This is a genomic window from Trinickia sp. (genome assembly GCF_051954495.1).
Lineage (GTDB): Bacteria > Pseudomonadota > Gammaproteobacteria > Burkholderiales > Burkholderiaceae > Trinickia.
In genome coordinates this window covers 1-21,344 of record NZ_JBQCHR010000172.1, presented here as the reverse complement: position 1 = coordinate 21,344, position 21,344 = coordinate 1, and the positions used below count along the sequence as shown (strand labels likewise).

The 21,344-nt window shown below is 65.2% G+C and carries 24 protein-coding genes; 16 read left to right on the top strand and 8 right to left on the bottom strand.

All coding sequences use genetic code 11. The annotated features are described in order from the left end of the window. On the top strand, positions 1-978 hold a 978-nt coding region (locus tag ACTHNR_RS24280), incomplete at its 5' end, for a class I SAM-dependent methyltransferase (RefSeq protein ID WP_440550941.1). Between the two features lie 43 nt (positions 979-1,021). After that, positions 1,022-2,215, top strand: coding sequence for a DUF72 domain-containing protein (locus tag ACTHNR_RS24275; RefSeq protein ID WP_440550940.1), 1,194 nt, complete (start codon positions 1,022-1,024; stop codon positions 2,213-2,215). A 103-nt stretch (positions 2,216-2,318) separates the two neighbouring features. Here ACTHNR_RS24275 and msrA read toward each other — a convergent pair whose 3' ends face one another. Next, on the bottom strand, positions 2,319-2,870 hold the full coding sequence (gene msrA, locus ACTHNR_RS24270) for a peptide-methionine (S)-S-oxide reductase MsrA (RefSeq protein WP_440550938.1): 552 nt from the start codon (positions 2,868-2,870) through the stop codon (positions 2,319-2,321). Positions 2,871-3,160: 290 nt separating this feature from the next. On the opposite strand from msrA, the gene ACTHNR_RS24265 reads away from it, so the two are divergent. Next, on the top strand, positions 3,161-3,670 hold the full coding sequence (locus ACTHNR_RS24265; RefSeq protein WP_440550937.1) for a flavin reductase family protein: 510 nt from the start codon (positions 3,161-3,163) through the stop codon (positions 3,668-3,670). A gap of 48 nt (positions 3,671-3,718) precedes the next feature. On the opposite strand, the gene ACTHNR_RS24260 is transcribed toward ACTHNR_RS24265, so the two are convergent. Both ACTHNR_RS24260 and ACTHNR_RS24255 read right to left on the bottom strand, forming a co-directional pair. Beyond that, positions 3,719-4,366 carry a hypothetical protein gene (locus ACTHNR_RS24260; RefSeq protein ID WP_440550935.1) on the bottom strand — a complete coding sequence of 216 codons (648 nt, stop codon included), beginning with the start codon at positions 4,364-4,366 and terminating at the stop codon, positions 3,719-3,721. 132 nt (positions 4,367-4,498) lie between these two features. After that, entirely contained in the window at positions 4,499-4,987 is a 489-nt protein-coding gene (locus ACTHNR_RS24255) for an Lrp/AsnC family transcriptional regulator (protein WP_440550934.1), read from the bottom strand. Positions 4,988-5,116: 129 nt separating this feature from the next. On the opposite strand from ACTHNR_RS24255, the gene kynB reads away from it, so the two are divergent. The 3 genes from kynB to kynA all read left to right on the top strand — a co-directional run bounded on the left by kynB (position 5,117) and on the right by kynA (position 8,078). Next, a complete protein-coding gene (gene kynB / locus ACTHNR_RS24250; RefSeq protein WP_440550932.1) occupies positions 5,117-5,767 on the top strand; it encodes an arylformamidase in 651 nt (216 codons plus the stop codon). Positions 5,768-5,842: 75 nt separating this feature from the next. Continuing rightward, entirely contained in the window at positions 5,843-7,093 is a 1,251-nt protein-coding gene (gene kynU / locus ACTHNR_RS24245; RefSeq protein ID WP_440550945.1) for a kynureninase, read from the top strand. 19 nt (positions 7,094-7,112) lie between these two features. Beyond that, positions 7,113-8,078, top strand: coding sequence for a tryptophan 2,3-dioxygenase (gene kynA / locus ACTHNR_RS24240; protein WP_440550931.1), 966 nt, complete (start codon positions 7,113-7,115; stop codon positions 8,076-8,078). Between the two features lie 13 nt (positions 8,079-8,091). Here kynA and ACTHNR_RS24235 read toward each other — a convergent pair whose 3' ends face one another. Next, positions 8,092-9,021 carry a transcriptional regulator GcvA gene (locus ACTHNR_RS24235; protein ID WP_440550929.1) on the bottom strand — a complete coding sequence of 310 codons (930 nt, stop codon included), beginning with the start codon at positions 9,019-9,021 and terminating at the stop codon, positions 8,092-8,094. Between the two features lie 110 nt (positions 9,022-9,131). On the opposite strand from ACTHNR_RS24235, the gene ACTHNR_RS24230 reads away from it, so the two are divergent. The 8 genes from ACTHNR_RS24230 to ACTHNR_RS24195 all read left to right on the top strand — a co-directional run bounded on the left by ACTHNR_RS24230 (position 9,132) and on the right by ACTHNR_RS24195 (position 17,270). Beyond that, a complete protein-coding gene (locus ACTHNR_RS24230; RefSeq protein ID WP_440550927.1) occupies positions 9,132-9,734 on the top strand; it encodes a LysE family translocator in 603 nt (200 codons plus the stop codon). A 117-nt stretch (positions 9,735-9,851) separates the two neighbouring features. Continuing rightward, positions 9,852-10,325, top strand: coding sequence for a Fur family transcriptional regulator (locus tag ACTHNR_RS24225; RefSeq protein WP_440550925.1), 474 nt, complete (start codon positions 9,852-9,854; stop codon positions 10,323-10,325). A gap of 104 nt (positions 10,326-10,429) precedes the next feature. Further along, the gene (locus tag ACTHNR_RS24220; protein WP_440550943.1) at positions 10,430-11,266 is read left to right on the top strand and encodes a metal ABC transporter solute-binding protein, Zn/Mn family; all 837 of its coding nucleotides are present in this window, start codon (positions 10,430-10,432) and stop codon (positions 11,264-11,266) included. A 2-nt stretch (positions 11,267-11,268) separates the two neighbouring features. Next, positions 11,269-12,219, top strand: coding sequence for an ATP-binding cassette domain-containing protein (locus ACTHNR_RS24215; protein WP_440550924.1), 951 nt, complete (start codon positions 11,269-11,271; stop codon positions 12,217-12,219). Next, the gene (locus ACTHNR_RS24210; RefSeq protein WP_440550922.1) at positions 12,212-12,994 is read left to right on the top strand and encodes a metal ABC transporter permease; all 783 of its coding nucleotides are present in this window, start codon (positions 12,212-12,214) and stop codon (positions 12,992-12,994) included. Before ACTHNR_RS24215 ends, ACTHNR_RS24210 begins: the two co-directional genes overlap by 8 nt. Before the next feature lie 210 nt (positions 12,995-13,204). Beyond that, positions 13,205-14,617, top strand: coding sequence for a D-arabinitol 4-dehydrogenase (gene dalD / locus ACTHNR_RS24205; RefSeq protein ID WP_440550920.1), 1,413 nt, complete (start codon positions 13,205-13,207; stop codon positions 14,615-14,617). A gap of 88 nt (positions 14,618-14,705) precedes the next feature. Next, positions 14,706-16,187, top strand: a complete 1,482-nt coding sequence (xylB, locus tag ACTHNR_RS24200) for a xylulokinase (protein ID WP_440550919.1) — start codon at positions 14,706-14,708, stop codon at positions 16,185-16,187. Between the two features lie 72 nt (positions 16,188-16,259). After that, positions 16,260-17,270, top strand: coding sequence for a sugar-binding transcriptional regulator (locus tag ACTHNR_RS24195; protein ID WP_440550918.1), 1,011 nt, complete (start codon positions 16,260-16,262; stop codon positions 17,268-17,270). Positions 17,271-17,361: 91 nt separating this feature from the next. Here the strand turns inward: ACTHNR_RS24195 and ACTHNR_RS24190 are convergent, their stop codons facing one another. Further along, positions 17,362-17,808, bottom strand: a complete 447-nt coding sequence (locus ACTHNR_RS24190) for an SRPBCC family protein (protein ID WP_440550916.1) — start codon at positions 17,806-17,808, stop codon at positions 17,362-17,364. Positions 17,809-18,084: 276 nt separating this feature from the next. On the opposite strand from ACTHNR_RS24190, the gene ACTHNR_RS24185 reads away from it, so the two are divergent. After that, positions 18,085-18,363, top strand: coding sequence for a BrnT family toxin (locus tag ACTHNR_RS24185; protein WP_440550914.1), 279 nt, complete (start codon positions 18,085-18,087; stop codon positions 18,361-18,363). Further along, positions 18,341-18,598 carry a BrnA antitoxin family protein gene (locus tag ACTHNR_RS24180; RefSeq protein ID WP_440550913.1) on the top strand — a complete coding sequence of 86 codons (258 nt, stop codon included), beginning with the start codon at positions 18,341-18,343 and terminating at the stop codon, positions 18,596-18,598. The genes ACTHNR_RS24185 and ACTHNR_RS24180 overlap by 23 nt, the downstream gene beginning before the upstream one ends. A 50-nt stretch (positions 18,599-18,648) precedes the next feature. Here ACTHNR_RS24180 and ACTHNR_RS24175 read toward each other — a convergent pair whose 3' ends face one another. Genes ACTHNR_RS24175 through ACTHNR_RS24165 form a run of 3 tightly spaced genes read right to left on the bottom strand, consistent with a single transcriptional unit; the run spans position 18,649 to position 21,343 of the window. Beyond that, positions 18,649-19,806 carry an ABC transporter ATP-binding protein gene (locus ACTHNR_RS24175; RefSeq protein ID WP_440550911.1) on the bottom strand — a complete coding sequence of 386 codons (1,158 nt, stop codon included), beginning with the start codon at positions 19,804-19,806 and terminating at the stop codon, positions 18,649-18,651. Next, a complete protein-coding gene (locus ACTHNR_RS24170; RefSeq protein WP_440550909.1) occupies positions 19,794-20,558 on the bottom strand; it encodes an HAD family hydrolase in 765 nt (254 codons plus the stop codon). Before ACTHNR_RS24170 ends, ACTHNR_RS24175 begins: the two co-directional genes overlap by 13 nt. Then, entirely contained in the window at positions 20,555-21,343 is a 789-nt protein-coding gene (locus ACTHNR_RS24165; protein WP_440550907.1) for a carbohydrate ABC transporter permease, read from the bottom strand. Before ACTHNR_RS24165 ends, ACTHNR_RS24170 begins: the two co-directional genes overlap by 4 nt. Between the last annotated feature and the right edge of the window lies 1 nt (position 21,344).

The following is a 21,344-nucleotide window of genomic DNA, read 5'->3' as shown; positions in this document are numbered from 1 at the left end:
GCCGGCGGGACGCAGGCGGCACCGGTCGAGAGCCTGTTCAAGACGCCCGAGATCTTCGGTGCCGCCAATGACGGGAGCTTCTCCGTGCAGGGAGATCCTCGCTGCTTCTACGACTCCCAGTCGGGTCGCTGGTTCGCGAGCCAGCTGTGGCTCGACGAGAACATGGTGTACTCGTGCGCGTACTTCGAGAACGGCGACGAAGATCTCGCCACCGCGCAGATCAAGAAGATCGACCACATCCTCACGAAGATTCAGGTGCAACCGGGCCAGCGTCTGCTCGACATCGGCTGCGGCTGGGGCGCGCTCGTGCTGCGCGCGGCCAGCAAGTTCGGAGCGAAATGCCTCGGCGTCACGCTGTCGCAGAATCAGTACGATCTGGCCACCGAACGCGTGAAGGCGGCCGGCCTGTCCGATCGGATTGAAATCCGGCTGCAAGACTATCGGGACATCGAAGGCCAGTTCGACCGCATCACGAGCGTGGGGATGTTCGAGCACGTGGGCCGCAAGAATCTGCCGACGTATTTCCGAAAGATTCACGACCTGCTCGTCGACGACGGCATCGCCATGAACCACGGCATCACGTCGAGCGACTACGACAGCGGCGAGACCGCGCTGGGCGGCGGCGAATTCATCGACCGATATGTTTTTCCGGACGGCGAACTGCCGCACATCAGCCTCGCCCTCGAATCGATGCAGCGCGGCGGGCTGGAAGCGCTCGACGTGGAAAGCTTACGGCGTCATTACGCGCACACGCTTGAAATCTGGACCGAAAATTTCGAAGCGCACGCCGATAAGCTGAAAACGCTCGTGGACGACGAAAAATTCCGCATTTGGCGCGTCTACCTGGCCGGCTGCGCCTACGCGTTCGAAAACGACGACGTCTCCATCTTCCAAGTGGTCTGCCGCAAAGCCGGCCGCAGCGCGCGGACGTTGCCATGGTCGCGCCGGTACATGTACGATCGGCCGCTTAGCGCATAGTCCGCACGGGGCCCGACGCTCGGGCCCCGTCAGTCGAGAGTCGATGGCAGCCAGCGAAGAAGACACGCAATTCGATTTGTTCGGCGATGAAGATGGCGGCTCCTTCGAGCCGGCTGCATCGTCCGGCCCCAGTCCGCAAGACGCGGCGCCCGCCTCCACGGGTGCGCCGAGCAACGCGGCCCCCGTTGCGCGCGGCCGCCGCGGCCGCGCCGTGCTTGCCGCGCCGCCGTCCGCCGACGTGCTCGACGCCGCGCAAGCGTTGCCGCCGCTGGTGCGGGTCGGCACCTCCTCGTGGTCGTTTCCGGGTTGGGAAGGCATCGTCTACGGCGAGGCTTACAGCGACTCGAAACTCGCGCGGGACGGCCTGAACGCCTACGGCGCGCATCCGCTGCTGCGCACCGTCAGCATCGACCGCTCGTTCTATGCGCCGCTCTCGGTCGCCGACTACCTGCGTTACGCCCAGCAGGTGCCCGATCACTTCCGATTCATCGTCAAGGCGCCGGCCTCGGTGACCGATGCCACGCTTCGCGCCGAACGCGGCGAACCGATTGCCGAGAACCCCTGCTTTCTCGACGCGCGACTCGCGACCGACGAATTCGTCACGCCGTGCCTGGAAGGGCTCGGGGCAAAGGCGGGGGCCCTCGTCTTTCAGTTTTCGCCGCTGCCCGACCGGGTCTTGGCCGATCCGGTCGCCCTGGTCGAGCGCCTCGGCGCGTTTTTCGACGCATTGCCGCCGCTGTCCTCGCTGGCGCCGCCTGGGGGCGACGCCCAGGCTCCGTGCTATGCGCTCGAAATCCGAGACGCCTGCCTGCTCACGCCGCGGCTGATCCGCATGCTGCGCGAGCGGGGCGTTCGCTACTGCGTGGGGCTTCATGCACGCATGCCCGATCCGCTGCGCCAAGCGGCCGCGCTCGCGCTGCTCGACGGCGAAGCGCCCTGCGGGCCGCTCATCGTACGGTGGAGCCTGCACAGCGGCTTCAAGTATGAACAAGCGAAAGCGAAGTACGAGCCGTTCAACCGCCTCGTCGACGAAGACCCGGCCACGCGCGCGGCGCTCGCCGAATTGGCCGCCCGCTATGCGATCGCCGGACAGCCGGTGCTGATCGTCACGAACAATAAGGCCGAAGGATCGGCGCCGCTCACGTGCATCGCACTCGCGCGCGAGATTGCAGCGGCCTACGCGCGGCTGAGCGAAGAGACGCCGACGCGGGACGACTCGGCGGCGCGGCTCGCCTGACGAGGGCTGTCATAGCCGGCGGAAGGAAGGCCCGGCAGGCGCGCGGGCCGATGGGCGGGCCGATGCGCGGCCAAAGCGATGCGCGCGGCAGCCCGCGACGGGTCTACGCGCCGGGCCGCATCCAGCTGGCGAACTTCGCGCGAAATTTCGCCACCTTCGGCGCGACGACGAACGCGCAATAGCCTTGTTCGGGATGTTGGGCGAAATACCGCTGATGATAGGCTTCGGCGGGCCAGTAGTTGCCCTCCAGCGGCATCACCTGCGTGACGATGGGCGCGTCGTACACATTGTCGCGCTCGAGCTCGCGAATGGCTGCCAGCGCCACATCGCGTTGATGATCGTCGTGCGTGAAGACCACCGACCGGTACTGGTCGCCTACGTCGTTGCCTTGGCGGTTGACCTGCGTCGGATCGTGGATCGAGAAAAAAATCTGCAGAATTTCGTGGTAGCTGATCCGAGTCGGGTCGAATTCGACCTTGACCACCTCGGCGTGACCGGTCCCGCCGTCGCACACCTGCTCGTACGTCGGGCGCTGGAGCGCGCCGCCCGCATAGCCCGACTCGACGCTCGTCACGCCCTCCACATCGGCATAGACGGCTTCAAGGCACCAGAAACAGCCGCCGCCCAGCGTGGCGGTTTCGCTCGTCTGACTCATGGCTTTCGTTCTCCTGTTTCAAGCACGGTACCGTGCAGCGCGCGAGGCGCGCGCGCTGCACTCAGAGAGACAAGCTTAGTGCGTTTTGGGCCAACATGTGAATGATGAGGGCGCTCGACTCGTCCCCCAAGACGAATGGGCTTCTACGGCAAGGTCGACCGATTCAATTAAAATCCTGGCTTAAACGCCGATTCACGCAACGATATTTCGACTTTGAACCTCTCTTTTTCGCCGGCGTTCCGGCTTGCGGTGCACGCGGCCGCCGAACCGCTCGACGGAGCCGGCGCACCATGAAGCGCGCGAGCCCCCCAAACTTCGACGGCGCCGCGTTCCGGCGTGCGCTGGGTCAATTCGCCACGGGCGTGACGGTCATCACCACGCGCGCACCGTCGGGGCAGCTCATCGGAATCACGGCCAGCTCGTTCAACTCGGTCTCGCTCGCGCCGCCGCTCGTGCTGTGGAGCCTCGCGACGAAGTCGGCCTCGATGCCCGTGTTTCAGACGAACAGCCATTACGTCGTGAACGTGCTCGCCGCGTCGCAGCTCGATCTATGCAAGCGCTTCGCGACGGTCAAGGGAGATCGTTTCGCGGGTGTTTCCCACGCGGCCGGCGATTCGGGGATGCCCGTGCTCGACGACGCGCTGGCCTGGTTCGAATGCCACAATCGCAGCCGCTATGAAGAGGGCGATCACGTAATCTTCGTGGGCGAAGTCGAGCGCTGCGGCGTGCATCCGAACGCCGACGACATTGCGCCGCTCATTTTTCATGGCGGCGCATTCCACGGCGTCAAGCCGCTCTGACCGTCGCGCGGCGCGGCGCCCCCAGCCCGCGCCCAGCGACAGACGCGATCAAACCCATGTCCCGCATACGCCATAGCGCCGGCTGCGCCCGGTGAGCGGCAATGCGAACCGGTTGCCCTTGACGATCTTGACGCGATCCTCGTCGGGCAGCTTGCTCGTGGCGGTGCGAGTGAGCAAATCGAGCGTGCCGATGGCCTCGTATCCGTAAGTACGCAGCCCCGTCTCCGGTGAATCCATGAGGAGGGTTTGCGTGCGAGACACGTCTTTGTAGCCGATGAGCCAGCCGACTCCGATGTTTCTAGCCGACAGGTGAGCGAGGAGCCGATCGAGAAAGGACGCTTTTCCGATCAGGCACCCTTTGAACGCCAGTAGGCCGACCTGCTCGAGCCCGCAGGCGCCTAGGAGTTTGGCCGCCTCTCGGGCGCCCAACACGGTGCGGTGCACCGCCAGTCCGTCCGTGAGCCCATGGCTAACCACGATGAGTTTCGTCCCAAGATCGCAAAACGACAGCGAACCTGGATCGAGCGGCTGAAATCCCAGTGGAACCTGCCCCGCCAGCGGGCCGCCCTTGGGATAGCGGAAGGAAAAGCTCCGCTCGATAGGAATGCCGTAACGCTCCCGCCATGCGTAGGCCGCATTCCTGATGATCTCATCCGCAGGGTCCAAAAGCACGACAGCCGCCTCTTTCCACTTCATTGCTTACCTCCTTTGCCAGATTCAAGGAAAAGGTCAAGGTAGGCCGAAAGTGGCGGCGGGCGCGCTCGGCGCGACGATCTAGGACGAAATCACCCATCACACGGCGTGATTTTGCGATTCTTCCGACACGCGTCAACGTTGCCCATCTTGCAGGGTAACCGGCACGCCCGAATCTTCCTTCAGTGTCTGCAGCACGATGTTCGACCGGATGTCCATGACCCCAGGCGCTTTATAGAGCTTGCTGAGCACGAAGTCCGAGTAGTGCTTGAGGTTGTGTGCGAGCACGTGCAGCAGGTAGTGGCTCTCCCCCGTGATGACGAACGCGCCCACCACCTCGGGCCATCCCCGCACCGCTTGCGCGAACCGCTCGTGCCAATTTTCCTGATCGTTGCGCATTGAAACCTGGACGAAAGCTTCGAGCTCGAAGCCGAGCGCGTCCCGGTTCAAGCACGCCCGATAGCGCTCGATCACCCCTTGTTCTTCCAGCAGCCTTAACCGGCGCAAACACGCCGACGGCGACAGCGAAATGCGGTCGGCGAGATCGAGATTGCTGATCCGCCCTTCGTTTTGCAGGACGCTCAGGATGCGGCAATCGGTGGCGTCGAGCGAGATCGCATTCATTTTTGGCCCCCTTTTTAGGTTTATCTCGAATTATGTTCTAGTCCGGTCAGTTAGTGGAGATCATTTTGCAAGCACTTTGCGTTCGATGTTGCCTATCATCGACACACGCTTTCCGATCAGAGAGGGGACATGCAGGAGACGATCTGGGACATTTCGCCGCCCATCGACGCGGCCACGCCCGTGTGGCCCGGCGACACGCCCGTCGGCATCGAGCGCATCTGGCGCATGGAAGCGGGCTCGCCCGTCAACGTTGCGCGGCTGACCTGTTCGCCGCACACGGGCGCGCACGCCGACGCGCCGCTGCATTACGACGCTCAGGGTTCAGCCATCGGCGCTGTGCCCCTCGCGCCCTATTTGGGCCCTTGCCGCGTCGTGCATTGCATCGGCGCGGCGCCGCTCGTCTTGCCCGAGCATATCGCCCCCCATGCCGAGCGGCTTCCCCCACGCGTATTGCTGCGCACTTACGAGCGCGCGCCCCTCACCCGGTGGGACAGCACGTTTTGCGCCGTCGCCGCTGAAACCATCGACTTTCTCGCGGCGCGCGGCGTCGCGCTGATCGGCATCGACACACCTTCGCTCGACCCGCAGGAATCGAAGACCATGGATGCGCACGGACGCGTGCGCGCACACCGCATGGCGATTCTCGAAGGTCTCGTGCTCGACGCCGTACCGCCCGGCGATTACGAACTCATCGCGCTGCCGCTCAAGCTCATGACGCTCGATGCGAGCCCGGTGCGAGCCGTCTTGCGGAAAAGCCACGCGGCTGCGGCGTCGAGCTGAGGCGCGAGGACGCTTTCGATTCTAGATTCCCCGATTTCACCGATTTCACCGATCTCACCCTTGCCCACACATCCGATGAAAACCCGTGCCGATGCAATCGCGCTCGACCGCGAAGATTCCCTTGCCCCGCTACGCGAACGCTTCGCGCTTGCGCCCGGCGTCATCTATCTCGACGGCAATTCGCTCGGCGTGCCGCCCATTGCCGCGGCCGCTCGCGCGCAATCGGTCATCGCGAACGAATGGACCGAAGGGCTCATTCGCAGCTGGAATGCGGCGGGCTGGTTCGCGCTGCCGCGCCGCCTTGGCGATAAGCTCGCGCCGCTCATCGGCGCGGCGGCCGATGAAGTCGTCGTCACCGACACGATTTCGGTCAATCTGTTCAAGCTGCTCTCGGCCGCGCTGCGGATGGCCTACCAGCACGATTCCAAGCGCCGCGTGATCGTGTCCGAACGCGCGAACTTCCCGACCGATCTTTACATCGCGCAGGGCCTCATCGAGCAGCTCGATCGCGGGTACAGCCTGCGCCTCGTCGACGATCCGGCCGAACTGCCCGATGCAATCGGCGAGGACACCGCCGTCGCGATGATCACGCACGTGAACTACCGGACAGGCTACATGCACGACATGGCCGCGCTCACGCAGATCATCCACCGCGCGGGCGCGCTCGCGCTTTGGGATCTCGCGCATTCGGCCGGCGCCGTGCCGGTCGATTTGAACGGCGTGCACGCCGATTTCGCCGTGGGCTGCACCTATAAGTACCTGAACGGCGGCCCCGGTTCGCCGGCGTTCGCATGGGTCGCCAAGCGCCATCAGGACGCGCTCGCCCAACCCTTGTCGGGCTGGTGGGGACACCGCGCGCCGTTCGAGATGAATCCGCGCTATACCCCCGGCCAAGGCATCGGCCGCTTTCTCTGCGGCACACAGCCGATCGTCTCCATGTCGCTCGTGGAGGCCGGTCTCGATGTCTTCCTCGAAACCGACATGCAGACGATTCGGCGCAAGTCGCTCGCGCTCACCGATGCATTCATCGATCTCGTGCAAACGCGCTGCGCGGGTCAGCCTCTGACGCTCGTCACGCCGCGCGCGCACGCGCAGCGCGGCTCGCACGTGAGCATCGAGCATCCGCACGGCTATGAGGTGATGCAGGCGCTGATCGCACGCGGCGTGATCGGCGACTACCGCGAGCCGCGCGTGCTGCGATTCGGCTTCACGCCGCTTTACACGCGTTTCGTCGATGTATGGGACGCAGTCGAAACCCTGCGCGACGTCCTCGCCACCGAAGCTTGGCGCGCGCCCGAATTCGCGGCCCGCCATTCCGTCACGTGATAAAACGAAGGAGTCCTAAATGACCGAACATATGCGTCTACCGGAGATGCCCGACGCGCCCCAGAGCGCGCCGCAGATCGCACGCGGCTGCCCGTTCGGGCATGGCGACGAGCAGGCCGCGAACGAATTCGCGGAGAAAGGAGCGCCTCACGTGCCGCAGGGCGATGCGGGATGGCACGACGCTCAGCTCGATTTTTCGAAATCGATGAGCTACGGCGACTACCTATCGCTCGATTCGATTCTCCATGCTCAGCATCCGCGCTCGCCCGATCACAATGAGATGCTGTTCATCGTTCAGCATCAGACGAGCGAGCTGTGGATGAAGCTGGCGCTGTACGAGCTGCGCGCGGCGCTCGATTGCGTGCGGCGCGACGAGCTGCCGCCCGCCTTCAAGATGCTCGCCCGCGTATCGCGCATCATGGAGCAGCTCGTGCAAGCGTGGAACGTGCTCGCCACCATGACGCCGTCGGAATACACGGCGATGCGTCCGTATCTCGGCGCATCGTCGGGCTTCCAGTCGTATCAGTATCGGCAGATCGAGTTCGTGCTCGGCAACAAGAACGCGCAGATGCTCAAGCCGCACGCGCACCGGCCGGACGTACTCGCCCAGGTCAAGGCGACGTTGGAGGCGCCCTCGTTCTACGACGAAGTCGTGCGGTTGCTGGCGCGGCGCGGTTTCGCCATCGCACCCGAGCGGCTCGAGCGCGACTTTACAGCGCCGACCGTCTACGACGCATCGGTGGAAGCCGCTTGGCTGGCGGTGTATCGCAACCCGTCCGAGCACTGGGAACTCTACGAGATGGCAGAAGAGCTCGTGGATCTCGAAGACGCGTTTCGTCAATGGCGCTTCAGGCACGTCACGACGGTGGAGCGCATCATCGGCTACAAGCAAGGTACGGGGGGCACGAGCGGCGCGCCGTATCTGCGCAAGATGCTCGATGTCGTGCTGTTTCCGGAGCTTTGGCACGTCAGGACCGTGTTGTAGCGCCGGCACGGCTTCAGCGCGGCGCCGTACCGCCAGGCGCTTGCTTGCGCGTGCGCCCGGCGGGCGAGCGCCCCGCCTGCGCCAGCAGCCACGCGCGAAACGCCGCGACATCCGAACGCTCGGCCTGCGCGGGCGGATAGACGAGCCAGTAGCTGTAATCGTTCGGCACGGCGATATCGAAAGGCTGCACCAAGCGGCCCTCGCGCAAGTCGCGCTCGGCGAGCGTCAGCCTGCCTAGCGCGACGCCTTGCCCTTGTATGGCCGCCTGCAAGGCGAGCGACGCATCGTCGAACATCATGCCTCTGCGTGCTTCGACATCCGCGATACGAGCCTCATTGCACCAGATGCGCCAGCCGTCGCGCGGCGTGTCGTGCAGCAGGCGTACGTGCCGCAAGTCGGCAGGCTCGCGCAGCGGCGGCGGCCCGGCCGCGACCGACGGCGAACAAACGGGACTCAGCGATTCTCGTGCAATCAGATCCGCTTGTAGGTGAGGCCAACGCCCGAGGCCCGAGCGAATGCCGACATCGAAACGATCGTCGATGCCGTCCCACATCCGCGCCGACACGGTCATCTTCAGTTCGATATCGGGATGCTGCGCCTGAAAGAGTTCGAGACGCGGCAGCAGCCAGCACGTTGCGAAAGACGGGAGAACAGTCATGCGCAGCGGTCCGTCGAAGCCGTCCTTCACCCGCGCCGTGGCCGATGCGATCCGGTCCAGCGCTTCCGTGATTTCCGCTAGGTAGGCCCGCCCCTTTTCGGTCATCGTCAGCGAATGCCCGCGCCTTTCGAACAGGCGAAGCCCCAGCCATTGTTCGAGCTGGCGAACCTGATGACTGATCGCCGCCTGCGTCACGAAGAGTTCGGCGGCGGCCTGGGTGAAGTTCAAATGGCGCGCGGCGGCTTCGAACGCCCGCAGCGCGCCCAGAGGGGGCAAGCGGCGCATGCGCTCGATAATCTCACGTTATCGAGCGCATGAAAACCTCTCGCTTTGCCGGTGACGGGAACGTGCGTCTAATGAGGGCCATCGCCACTTGCCTCTACCTAGGAGAACGAATGATTTCACTCGAGATGGGGATGCTGATCGTGGGTTTTTCGGTGCCGATGATCATCAGCCCGGGCCCAGGCAACACGGTTCTCGCCGCCGCAGGCGGACAGTTCGGGGTGAAAGGCGCCCTGCCGTTCTGGGTCGGCTTCGAAGGGGCCAACCTCGTATGGTGCTTGGTGTACGGGCTCGGACTCAGTCGCGTCCTGCATGACTATCCGACGGCGGCGCAGGCGCTCAAGTGGGCCGGCGTGGCCTACACGCTCTATCTGGCCTACGGCTTCATCCAATCGTCGGCGCCCGGCAAACGGGCCGCGATGCCTCGGTTGACGGTCTTTGACGGGTTCTTTTCCGTGTCTCTGAACCCGAAAATCCATTCGATGATTTTCGTGCTGTTTTCGCAGTTCTTGCGCCGCGACCTTCCGCTCACGTGGCAGGTCGTGGAAATCGCGGTCGTGTTTACGCTGCTGTGCGTGGCTTGCCACTTTCCATGGATCTATGGCGGGCAGTTGATGTCCGATCGGTTCGGCAGCGAGAAATCGGTCAAGCTGCAAGGCTACTTGTTCGGCGGATGCATGGTCGCCGTCGCCCTCTTCGTCGCCGTGAACGCGTAGGCGGGGACGGAACGATAAGCTTCCTTCCCCCTCCACGCGAAAACATTCGCGCTCGGCGACAGCCAAACAGAAAGATATGTTATATCATCGCATCCGTGACTTTTCTCGGACGATGCCATGTCTGCCGACACCTCGCCTTTGAATGCGCGTCTCGCGCGCGCCGACGCCTACGCCACCGATCACGGTTTGGCGCTCACGCAGTTGCGTCGTCAGGTCTATGCGCTCGTCGCCGCCGCCGGCAAGCCGATCGGCGCCTATGACTTGCTGGCCGCGCTCGAGCCCGAGCGCGGCCGCGTGCCGCCCACGACCGTCTATCGCGCGCTCGACTTTCTCGTCGAGCACGGCTTCGTCCATCGAATCGAATCGCGCAATGCCTTCGTCGCCTGCTGCGAAATCGGCAAGCCGCATCAAAGTCAATTCCTCATCTGCGAACGCTGCGGCGACACGCTCGAAATCCCGGGCGAGCAGTTGGCGGAGCAACTTTCCTCGACGCCGCCCGCGCACGGGTTCGAAGTGCACAAGCAGGTCGTCGAGTTGAGCGGGCTGTGCAGCGAATGCAAGGGCAAGCGCGCGCCGAGTCCTCAACGCTGATGGCGCAACGACATTCCAAGGAGAACAAAGCAATGAATTCGATCCGCCGGGCCAGCCGTGCGATCACCCGTTTCGCGGCGCTTGCTTGCGCGTGCGCTTTGCCGATGCTCGCGCCGAGCGGCGCCGCGTGGGCCGCCCCCGCCCGCATCAGCGTCGTCGCCGCCGAGAACTTCTACGGCGATGTGGTTCGGCAACTGGGGGGCGAGAACGTCGACGTCACGAGTATCCTCAACAACCCCGATCAGGACCCCCACCTGTTCGAAGCCAGTCCGAAAACTGCGCGCGCGCTGCAGCACGCCGCGCTCGTCGTCTATAACGGCGCCGATTACGACCCGTGGATGGCGAAACTGCTCGCGGCCTCGCCGAATGCCCAGCGCACGGCGATCGTCGCGGCGAGTCTCGTCGGCGCAAAGCCCGGCGACAATCCTCATCTCTGGTACAAGCCGCAAACCATGCCGGCCGTCGCCAGAGCCGTGAGCGCCGCGCTCGTCGCCGCCGACCCGGCTCACCGCGCGCAATACGAAGCCAACCTTGCCCGCTTCATTCAATCGCTCGCCCCGTTCGAAGCTCGCATCGCTCAATTGCGGCAGTCATACGCGGGCGTGGCCGTGACCGCGACCGAACCCGTCGCCGGCTACCTATGCGATGCAATCGGCCTCACCATGCGCAATGCGCGTTTTCAGCTCTCCGTCATGAACGACACCGAACCGGCCGCATCCGACATCGCCGCATTCGAAGCGGATCTGCGCGGCAAACGCGTCCGGGCGCTGATCTACAACGCGCAGGCAGTCAGCAAGCTGACCGAGCGAATGATGGGGATCGCGAAGCAAACTCGGGTGCCGACCATCAGCGTGACCGAAACGCAGCCGGCCGGAAAAACCTATCAACAATGGATGAGCGGGCAGCTCGACGCGCTCGCCAACGCGTTGGAGGCTCGTTGACGATGCACGACGACAGCGATCGCCCCGCTACGTCGCAGGCGGTGTCTGCCGAGGACCGGCAGCGCGGGCCGGTTCCCGCGCTCGAACTCGATCGCGTCTCGCTCGAATTGGCCGGGCGGACGATTCTGAAGAACGCGAGCCTTGCCATCGCCCCGGGCGAATTCATCGGCGTGCTAGGGCCCAACGGCGCGGGCAAGACCACGCTCATGCGCGCCATCCTCGGCCTCATACCCGTTGCGCAGGGCGCGATTCGGATCGACGGCGACAACGTCGCGCGCGGCAACCCCGCGATCGGCTACATGCCGCAGACACGCAGCGCGCTTGCGAGCCGGCGCGTGCTGGGGCGCGATTTCGTGGCCATGGCGGCGGACGGGCATCGCTGGGGGCTGCCGATCGCGGATGCCGCGACGCGCGAGGACGTCGAGCGTGTGCTGGAGCTCGTCGGCGCGCGCGCGCTCGCGGCACGCCCGCTCTCCGAGCTTTCGGGCGGCGAGCGCCAGCGGCTCTTGCTCGCGCAGTGCCTGCTCGGCAAGCCGCGGCTGCTCTTGCTCGACGAGCCGCTCATCAGCCTGGACCCGCACCGTCAACGCGTGGTGGTCGAACTCGTGCGGCGCGTGCAGCGCGAACTCGGGATCACGGTGCTGTTCTCGGCGCACGAGTTGAACCCGCTGCTCAACGCGATCGATCGCGTGCTGTATCTGGGCAGCGGTTCGGCGGCGCTCGGCACCGTCGACGAAGTCATCACGCGGCCGGTGTTGTCGCGGCTCTACGGTTCGCCGATCGACGTCATGCGCGTGAACGGGCGCATTTTCGTGATGTCGGGCGACGTGGAAGTCGAAAAGCACGATCACGAGCACGAGAACGAAGACGGCGCGGCCGATCACTCGCACGGCCACGATCATGGCCACGCGCACCGCCACGAGCCAGAACACGGACACAAGCACGATGTTTGAATACGACTTCATGGTGAACGCGTTCGCGGCGTCGGGGATCGTCGCGGTGCTCGCGGGCATCGTCGGCTACTTTCTGGTGATGCGCGGCCAAACCTTCGCCGGACATGCGCTCTCGCACGTCGGCTTCACGGGCGCGACGGGCGCCGTGCTCATCGGTATTTCGCCGCTGTGGGGGATGATCGGGTTCACGCTGGCGGCCGGCTTGTCGATGGGTGCGCTCGGCGAGAAGCTGGCGGGCCGCGATGTCGCCATCGGCGTGGTGCTCTCGCTGGCGCTCGGCTGCGGCCTGCTGTTCCTGCATTTCTTCACCGCCTACGCGACCCAAGTCACCGCGCTGCTGTTCGGCAACGTGCTCGGCGTGACCAATTCGACGCTCGTCGTGCTCGCCGCGATCGGCGCGGCCAGTCTCATCGCCCTGGGCGCGATCATGCGCCCGCTGCTGTTTGCGACCTTGCAGCCGGAATTGGCCGAAGCCAAGGGCGTATCGCTGCGGCTCGTCTCGATGTTGTTCCTTGCGATCGCCGCCTTGGCCGTCGCGGCGTGCACGCAGATCGTCGGCGTGCTGCTCGTTTTCACGTTGATGGTCGGACCCGCCGCGGCCGCGCAGAACCTTTCGACGCGACTTGCAGCCGGCGTCGGACTGGCCGCGCTGTTTGCGCTCGCGCAAGCATGGCTCGGCGTCACGCTCGCCTTTTACACCGATTGGCCGACGAGTTTCTGGATCACCGCGCTCTCGGCGCTCGTGTACGGCGCGAGTTTGCTGCGCCGCCGCTAGCCTGTCGCGAACGGCGCCGCCGCGCCGCCGTTCGCTCCCCAATCTACGGTCCCCTTTTTCGCCCCCTTCCGGTTCGCTGCGGCGCGCCTTGACTTTCGCTCGCCCGCATCCGATCATTCGCTCAACCAATGAACAATTGATCGACGCATATTCAATGAAACGCCGGCCGCGGCCCTCGTGAGGCATCGCGGCGGACCAAGGAGACAAAGGATGGTCGATAAGCGCACTAGCGCCTCCAACGTGATCCTGCACTTGGGCGCGGGCTCCTTCCATCGCGCTCACCAAGCGTGGTACCTGCATCGCCTGGCCGCGGCCAAGCCGCCCGGAGAAGCGCGCTGGTCGCTCACCGTCGGCAACATCCGCGGCGATATGAACGCGACGCTCGATGCGCTCGCGAAACAGCACGGCGTCTATACGCTCGAAACGGTCACGCCCCAAGGCGAGCGCGCGTACGAGACGATTCGTTCGATCACGCGCGTGCTGCCGTGGTCGCCCACCCTCGCGCCGCTCGTCGAAGCCGGCGCCGATCCCGCCTGCAAAATCATCTCGTTCACGGTGACCGAGGGCGGCTATTACCTCGACGAACACGACCGGCTGGACACGGCCAATCCGGACCTGGCCGCCGATTTGGGGGGCGAGCGCACGACCATCTACGGCGCATTGGCCGCGATACTCGAAGCCCGGCGCGCGAACGGCGCGGGCCCGGTCACGCTGCAAAGCTGCGACAACCTGCGCAGCAACGGCGAACGCTTCGAAGCCGGCATGCGCGCCTTTCTCGCCGCGCGCGGCGAAACCGCGCTCGCCCATTGGTTCGACGAGAACACTGCATGCCCGAACTCGATGGTCGACCGAATCACGCCGCGCCCGCCCGAGGAAGTGCGCGCGCGCGTGCTCGAAGCCACCGGCGTACCCGACGCTTGCCCGGTCATGGGCGAGGCGTTCATCCAGTGGGTCATCGAAGACCGCTTCAAAGCGGGCCGCCCCGCTTGGGAGCGTGTCGGCGCCGAACTCGTCGACTCGGTGCTGCCGTACGAGGAAGCCAAGATCCGCATTCTCAACGCGAGCCATAGCTGCATCGCGTGGGCCGGCACGCTCGTGGGCCACACCTTCATTCACGAAGGGACGCTCGACGCCGAGGTCCGCCGCTTGGCGCACGACTACGTGACGCAAGACGTCATCCCGTGCCTCACGCCCAGCCCGCTCGATCTCGCGCGCTATCGCGACGTCGTCCTCGACCGCTTCAGCAACCCGTATATTCAAGACACGAATCAGCGCGTGGCGGCCGACGGGTTTTCGAAGATCCCCGGTTTCATCGCGCCGACGCTCGTCGAGTGCTTTGCGCGCCACGCGGAGCCGAACGCGACGGCGATGTTGCCGGCGCTGTTCTTCCGCTTTCTCGATCGCTGGCGTCAGGGTCGGCTGCCGTACACGTATCAGGACGGCCTGCTGGACGAAACCACTGTTCGCGGATGGTTCTCGGCGCCAGATCCGCTCGCGCAATTTTGCGCGTCGCGAGCGCTCTGGGGCGATATGGCGCAGGACGCTCGGCTTGCTCGCGTCATCGAAGCGGCGCTCGCGCGCGTCGACGCCTGGCTCGCGTCCAGAGCGTCGCTCGCGGGCTAAACACCGACGACATGGAGTAAGCGCTAAAGTAGCGCTTTGCCCTTCTTCGGCTCCATCTCTTACTGCATCGACCAAGAGGCCGCCCGCCATGTACCTCGGCATCGACCTAGGCACGTCGGAAGTCAAAGTTCTATTGCTGTCCGCCGACGCGCGCGTGCTCGCCACCGCCGGCTCGCCGTTCCACGTGTCGCGCCCGCACCCGCGCTGGGCCGAGCAAGATCCCGCCGACTGGTGGCGCGGCACCTGCGAAGCGATTGCGAAGCTGCGCGCCGTGTGTCCCGACGCGTTCGCCCAGGTGCGCGGCATCGGCCTGTCCGGGCAAATGCACGGCGCGGTGCTGCTCGATTCGGCCGATCGCGTGCTGCGCCCGGCCATCCTCTGGAACGACATGCGCAGCGACGAGGAATGCGCCGAGCTCACGCAGCGCGCGCCGCAGCTACATGAAGTCGCCGGTAACCTCGCGATGCCGGGCTTTACCGCGCCCAAGCTGCTGTGGGTCGCGCGGCATGAGCCCGAACTCTTTCGCCGCACGGCTTGCGTGCTGCTGCCGAAAGACTACTTGCGGCTGCGCATGACGGGCGACAAAGTATCCGATCCCTCCGATGCCGCCGGCACGCTTTGGCTCGACGTGGCGCGACGCGACTGGTCGGACGCATTGCTCGAGGCGTGCGATATGCGCCGCGCGCAAATGCCGTCGCTTGCGGAGGGTAGCGAGCCGTCCGGCGTACTCAGGCCGGAAGTCGCGCGCGAGTGGGGGCTGTCGGGCGAAGTCGTCGTCGCCGCCGGCGGCGGCGACAACGCAACGAGCGCCATCGGCATCGGCGCAACGGAGCCCGGCGACGGCTTCGTTTCGCTGGGTACGTCGGGCGTGTTGTGTGTGGTCGGCGACCGTTTTTCGCCGAATCCGGCGTCGGCCGTCCACGCGTTCTGCCATGCGATTCCCGATCGCTGGCACCAGATGAGCGTCGTGCTTTCGGCCGCGAGTTGCCTGCGCTGGGTGTGCAAGCTAACCGGCACCGACGAGCCGACACTGGTCGCGGAAGCGGCGGCGCTCGCGCCCGACGCGTGCAATTCGGCGCCGATCTTCCTGCCTTATTTGTCCGGCGAGCGCACGCCGCACAACGACCCGTACGCACAAGGCGTTTTCTTCGGTATGACGCACGCGACCGACCGCGCGCTGCTCGGTTACGCCGTGCTCGAAGGCGTGACGCTCGCGCTGACCGAGGGTCTCGACGCGCTGGCCGCGGCCGGCACGGCGCCGAGCGCGCTCTCGCTGCTCGGCGGCGGCGCGCGCAGCGCGTTTTGGGCCCAATTGCTCGCCGACGCGCTGTCCACCACCACGCGCCAGCACGGCGGCGGCGAAACAGGCGCCGCGCTCGGCGCGGCGCGCTTGGGCTGGCTCGCGGCCGGCGGCAATCCGCGGGAAGTGCTCGCCAAGCCGCCCGTTGTCGCGCAATTCACGCCGAACGCCGAGCGTCACGCGCAATTGCGCATGCGGCTCGCCGCTTATCGCGAGCTGTACCGCCATGTGCGGCCCCTTTTCGAACCGTCGCGCCCCCGGCTGGCCTGATATGCTGTATCGCGCTCGCGCGCGTACCGTCATTTATCGCACCTAACCGGGTTCATCACCGTGGCTACCGCTGTGTCTACCGCCGTCTCCAAATCCAACGAAAAGCTCGACCTGGCCACGCGCGCGGCCTGGCTTTACTACGTTGCGGGAAATACGCAGAACGAGATCGCCGAAAAGCTGCAGGTATCGCGCCCCGTGGCGCAGCGCCTCGTGGCGTTCGCCGTCGAAAAGAATCTCGTGCGCGTGCGCATCGAGCATCGTCTGGCCGATTGCCTGACGCTCGCGGAACAGTTGAAGGCGCGCTATGGCCTATCGATGTGCGAGGTCGTGCCCGTCGACGACGACACCCCCGAAGCGATCGACCGCAAGCTGGCCGTTGCCGGCGCGCAGGTGATGGAACGTTACTTGAGCGAAGAGAAGCCGATGATCATTTCGGTCAGCAGCGGCCGCACGCTCAAGGCGGCCGTCGATCAATTGAGTCAGATCGACCGGCCGCAGCATCGGCTCGTCTCGATGGTCGGCGCCATCGCGCAGGACGGCTCGTCGAACCGGTACGACGTGGCCTTGCATATCTCTGAACGAACGGGCGGCAAGCACTTTCTGCTGCCGGCGCCCTTGATCGCGGATAGCGAGGCCGAGCGCGCGCAGTGGGTCAACCACCGCCTTTACCGCATCGTCGAATCGTTGACGGCGCAAGCCGACGTGGCATTGACGGGCATCGGCGATATCGGGCCGAAATGCCCATTGCACGTGGATGGCTTCATCACCGCAGCCGAACTCGCCGATCTCGTCAAGCGCGGGGCCGTGGCGGAGATGCTGGGTTTGCCGATCGACGCGGACGGCAAGCGCGTGGAATCGCCCACGGGCCGGCGCGTGACGAGCGTCACGCTCGATTCGCCGCCCAAGCGGCCCACGATCGGTTTCGCGGGCGGCAAGCGCAAGCATGCCGCCGTGCTGGCTGTACTCAAAGGCGGGTGGCTTTCGGGCCTCGTGACCGACGAAGCATGCGCACGCGCGGCGCTCGAGGCTGACGAGCGCGGCGTCAAACGCGCCAAGGCGCGCGACCCGCAAGTATCGGCCTGAGGTTGCCCGGCCGCGGGCGCCATATCGGCGTGAAGCGGCGGGCAGCTGGCGGCGCACCCGCCGCACGGCTCAAGGCTTCATCGCTCGCCGCTCATTGCGGGATTTCGGCTTCCACGAGCAGCTTGAGCAACGCGAGCGACTCCTGCCATCCCAAGTAGCAGGCTTCGACCGGGATCATTTCAGGGATGCCTTCCTGCTCGACGTTCAACTCCGTCCCAAAGGGCGTCTGACGTAGGGACACGGTCGTCTGCATCGTGCCGGGCAAATTCGCATCGTCGAACTTGCCCGTATAGCGAATGCGCTCGTGCGGCACCAGCTCGAGATATTCCCCCCCGAACGAATGGCCGCCGCCGGTCGTGAAATTCGTAAAAGACATCCGATAGCTTCCGCCGACTTCTGCCTGCAACGCATGCACGGTGCCGGTAAAGCCGTTCGGCGGAAGCCACTTCGCGAGCGCGCTCGCATCGAGGAATGCACGGTAGATGCGCTCGGGCGTGGCGCGCAGGACGCGGTGAAGGCGGACGGTGTTCGTGGGCATAGTTGGCTCCAAGGGAGAAGGGACGGCCCCTTCGATCCTACTCGACGAACGAGGCGGGGCGAAATCGACATGCAGACAAGGTTTCTGCTCACCGAGGCGCGGTTCTTCCGTCCGAAAAAAGCAGTCAGTTGAACGCCGCCTTTCAAGGCTACCGCATAGTGGCGACCTGCCTTTTTCATGCGCAACGAGACGCGGCACGCTCCCCCAGACTCAAGCATCGATCGATGGGGGTAGCGCGTCTGTACAAACGTCAATACAATATCGGGTAGGTGATCTGTGGAGTTCGAGTGGGACGAGCAGAAGAATCGCATCAACATTCTCAAGCACGGGATCGATTTCAATGATGCGATCGACGTGTTCAATCATCCAGTGCTGGTTACGCTGGACAAGCGGGACGATTACGGAGAAGAGCGGTGGATTGCACTAGGCTGGATGCGGGCGACGCTGGCAGTCGTCGTGTACGTCGAGCGCAGAGGTCCGGTCACACGAATCGTCTCGGCTCGGAAAGCCGTCAAACGCGAGGCGAAACGATATGAGCAAGGCATCAAAAACTGACTGGAAACGGCTGGAGAAACTCGACGATAATCAGATCGACACGAGCGACATACCCGAACTCGGTGACGACTTCTTTGCACGCGCGGAACTGCACGTGCCGCCGAAACAAGCCGTGACGATGCGGCTCGATGTCGACGTGCTGAACTGGTTCAAAGCGCAAGGTCAGGGGTACCAGACGCGCATCAACAAGCTGTTGCGTGCCTATATGCTGGCGCATCAGCGCCGGCACGCCTAGCGCGCGAGCGAACGGAGCGCCGCAAACGCGGCGCGCCCTCCCCCTTCCGCTCAAGCAGCCGACAGCACCTCGACGATCTTGCGTTCGTAAGCCTGCCCGTCTTCGTCGAACAGGTGGCAGTGTTCCGGCTCGGCGCCCAGCACGAGCGTTTCGCCTCTTTGATGCCGTTCGAGCGGCGGGATGCGCGCGATGAGTCCATCCGGCGCCACTTGAGCCTCGGCGTAAAGATACGCCGCGTCCCCGAGCGATTCGACGGTCGTCGTGTTCGCCGACACGCCGTACACCGCCGCTCCGCCCGCCGTGCCCGCCGCGCTTGCGTGCAGATGTTCGGGCCGGATGCCCACGGTCACGCGCGCGCCCAATTGCAGCGCGCGAGCACTCGACGAGCCCGCCCCCCGCGTCTCGACCGCCACGCGCTGAGCCTCGCCTGTCGCATAACGCACCGTCACGCCGTCGCCGGCAATCTGTTCCACGACGCCCTCGAGAAAATTCATCTTCGGCGAACCGATGAACCCCGCGACGAACCGATTCGCCGGCGCATGATAGAGCCGGTTGGGGCTACCGACTTGTTCGACGTTGCCCGCCGACATGACGACGATCTTGTCGGCCAGCGTCATCGCCTCGACCTGATCGTGCGTCACGTAGATCATCGTCGTCTTCAGTTCGTCGTGCAGCCGCGCAAATTCGAGCCGCATCTTCACGCGCAACGCCGCATCGAGGTTCGACAGCGGCTCGTCGAACAAGAACACTTTCGGCTTGCGCGTGATGGCCCGCCCGATCGCCACGCGTTGGCGTTGGCCACCGGAAAGCTGCTTCGGCTTGCGGTCGAGCAAATGATCGATGTGCAAGATCTTGGCGGCGTTGCGCACCGCTTCGTCGATCTCGGGCTTTTTCGCCCCCGCCAGCTTCAGCCCGAACGCCATGTTGTCGTATAGCGACATGTGCGGATAGAGCGCATACGACTGAAACACCATCGCAATGCCGCGCTTGGCGGGCGGCACGTCGTTCACGCGCGCCGCGTCGATCAGGAGTTCGCCTCCGCTGATGCCCTCGAGGCCCGCGATCATGCGCAATAGCGTCGACTTGCCGCATCCGCTCGGCCCGACGAACACGACGAATTCACCATCGGCGATATCGAGGTTCACGTTGCGCAATACTTCGTGTTCCTCGTAGCGTTTGGCGATGCCACGCAAGGTCAAGCTTGCCATGATGCGTCTCCTTTGCGATTCGTTTCCGGGCGCGCGCCAAACGCGCCGCCGGCCATCCATTGCTCGACGAGCGCGGGCAACGCACGCATGTCGTCGAATACCTCTTGCGCGCCCGCCTGCATGAGCGCATCGGTGTGCGCCGCGCCGACATGCCCGGCATGCGTGCCCCCCGCGAAACCCAGCACGGTCATGCCCGCCGCGCTCGCCGCCGAAACGCCCGTCACGCTGTCCTCGACGACGAGGCACGCCGCATTCGATACGCCGAGCGCATCGGCCACGGCAATGTAGATGTCGGGCGCAGGCTTCGGCCGCGGCACGCGGTCCGCGCAAAACACATGTGCGCCGAAGAAGCGATCGAGCCCCGTGCGGGCCAGAACCGCCGACACATACGCCGTGTAGCTGTTGCTCGCGCACGCTTTGATCAGCGCGATCTGGGCGAGCGCGGCTTCGACGCCCGCGACGACCGGCGCCTGCTGCGCGGCGGCCTCCACGCTGCGCCGTATGGCATCCATATCCACCGGCGCCAGCGTCTCGCCGAGCGCCGCGGCGCTTGCCTCCAGCACACGCTCGATACGCAGCCCGAGCAGCGGCAAGACGATAGGCTCGAGTTCGGCGTGCGGCCAGCGCGCCTGCAGTTCGCGCACGAGCATGCCCGCTGCGACGGCCTCGCTGTCGATCAGCACGCCGTCGCAATCGCAGATCAGGTAGGCGGGCGCGCGCGCGTTGGCGTATTCGTTGGCATGTGGCGTCATTTCACGGCCCCGAACGTCAGGCCGCGCACGAGTTGCCGTTGTGCCAGCCAACCGAGCACGAGGATCGGCGCAATGGCCAGAACCGAGGCCGCAGACAGCTTCGCCCAGAACAGCCCCTCGGGGTTGGAGTACGACGCGATGAAAACGGTGAGCGGCGCGGCATCGATGCTCGTCAGGTTCAGGCTCCAGAAGGCTTCGTTCCACGACAGGATCAGCAGGAGCAGCGCGGTGGAGGCCAGGCCCGGCAACATCGTCGGCAGCAGCACGTAGACGAGTTCGTGCCAGAGATTGGCGCCGTCCATGCGCGCGGCTTCCAGAATCTCGCGCGGCACGTCGTTGCAGTAGGTGAAGACCATCCACACGGCAATCGGCAGGTTGGCGAGCGTGTAGACGATGACGAGCGCGGTGATGGAATCCAGCAGCCCCGCCGTCTTCGCCAGCAGGTACACCGGCAGCAGCACGCCCACGGCCGGCATCATCTTGGTGGACAGCATCCACAGCAACACCTGCTGCGTGCGCTTGTTCGGGAAGAACGCCATCGCATATCCAGCCGGAATGGCAATTGCCAGCGCGAGCAGCGAGGAGATGATCGACACCGCGAGCGAGTTGCCGAGAAAGCTTGGGTAATGCGCGCGCTCCAGCACCTCGCGGAAGCTGGCGAGCGTGGGCGTGAACACCAGCGTGGGCGTATAGGCGTCCTGCTCGGTCTTGAAGGCGGTCACCGCCGCCCAGGCGATGGGGAAGAACAGCGCCAGGGCAATCGCCCACGCCAGCACACCGGCCAGC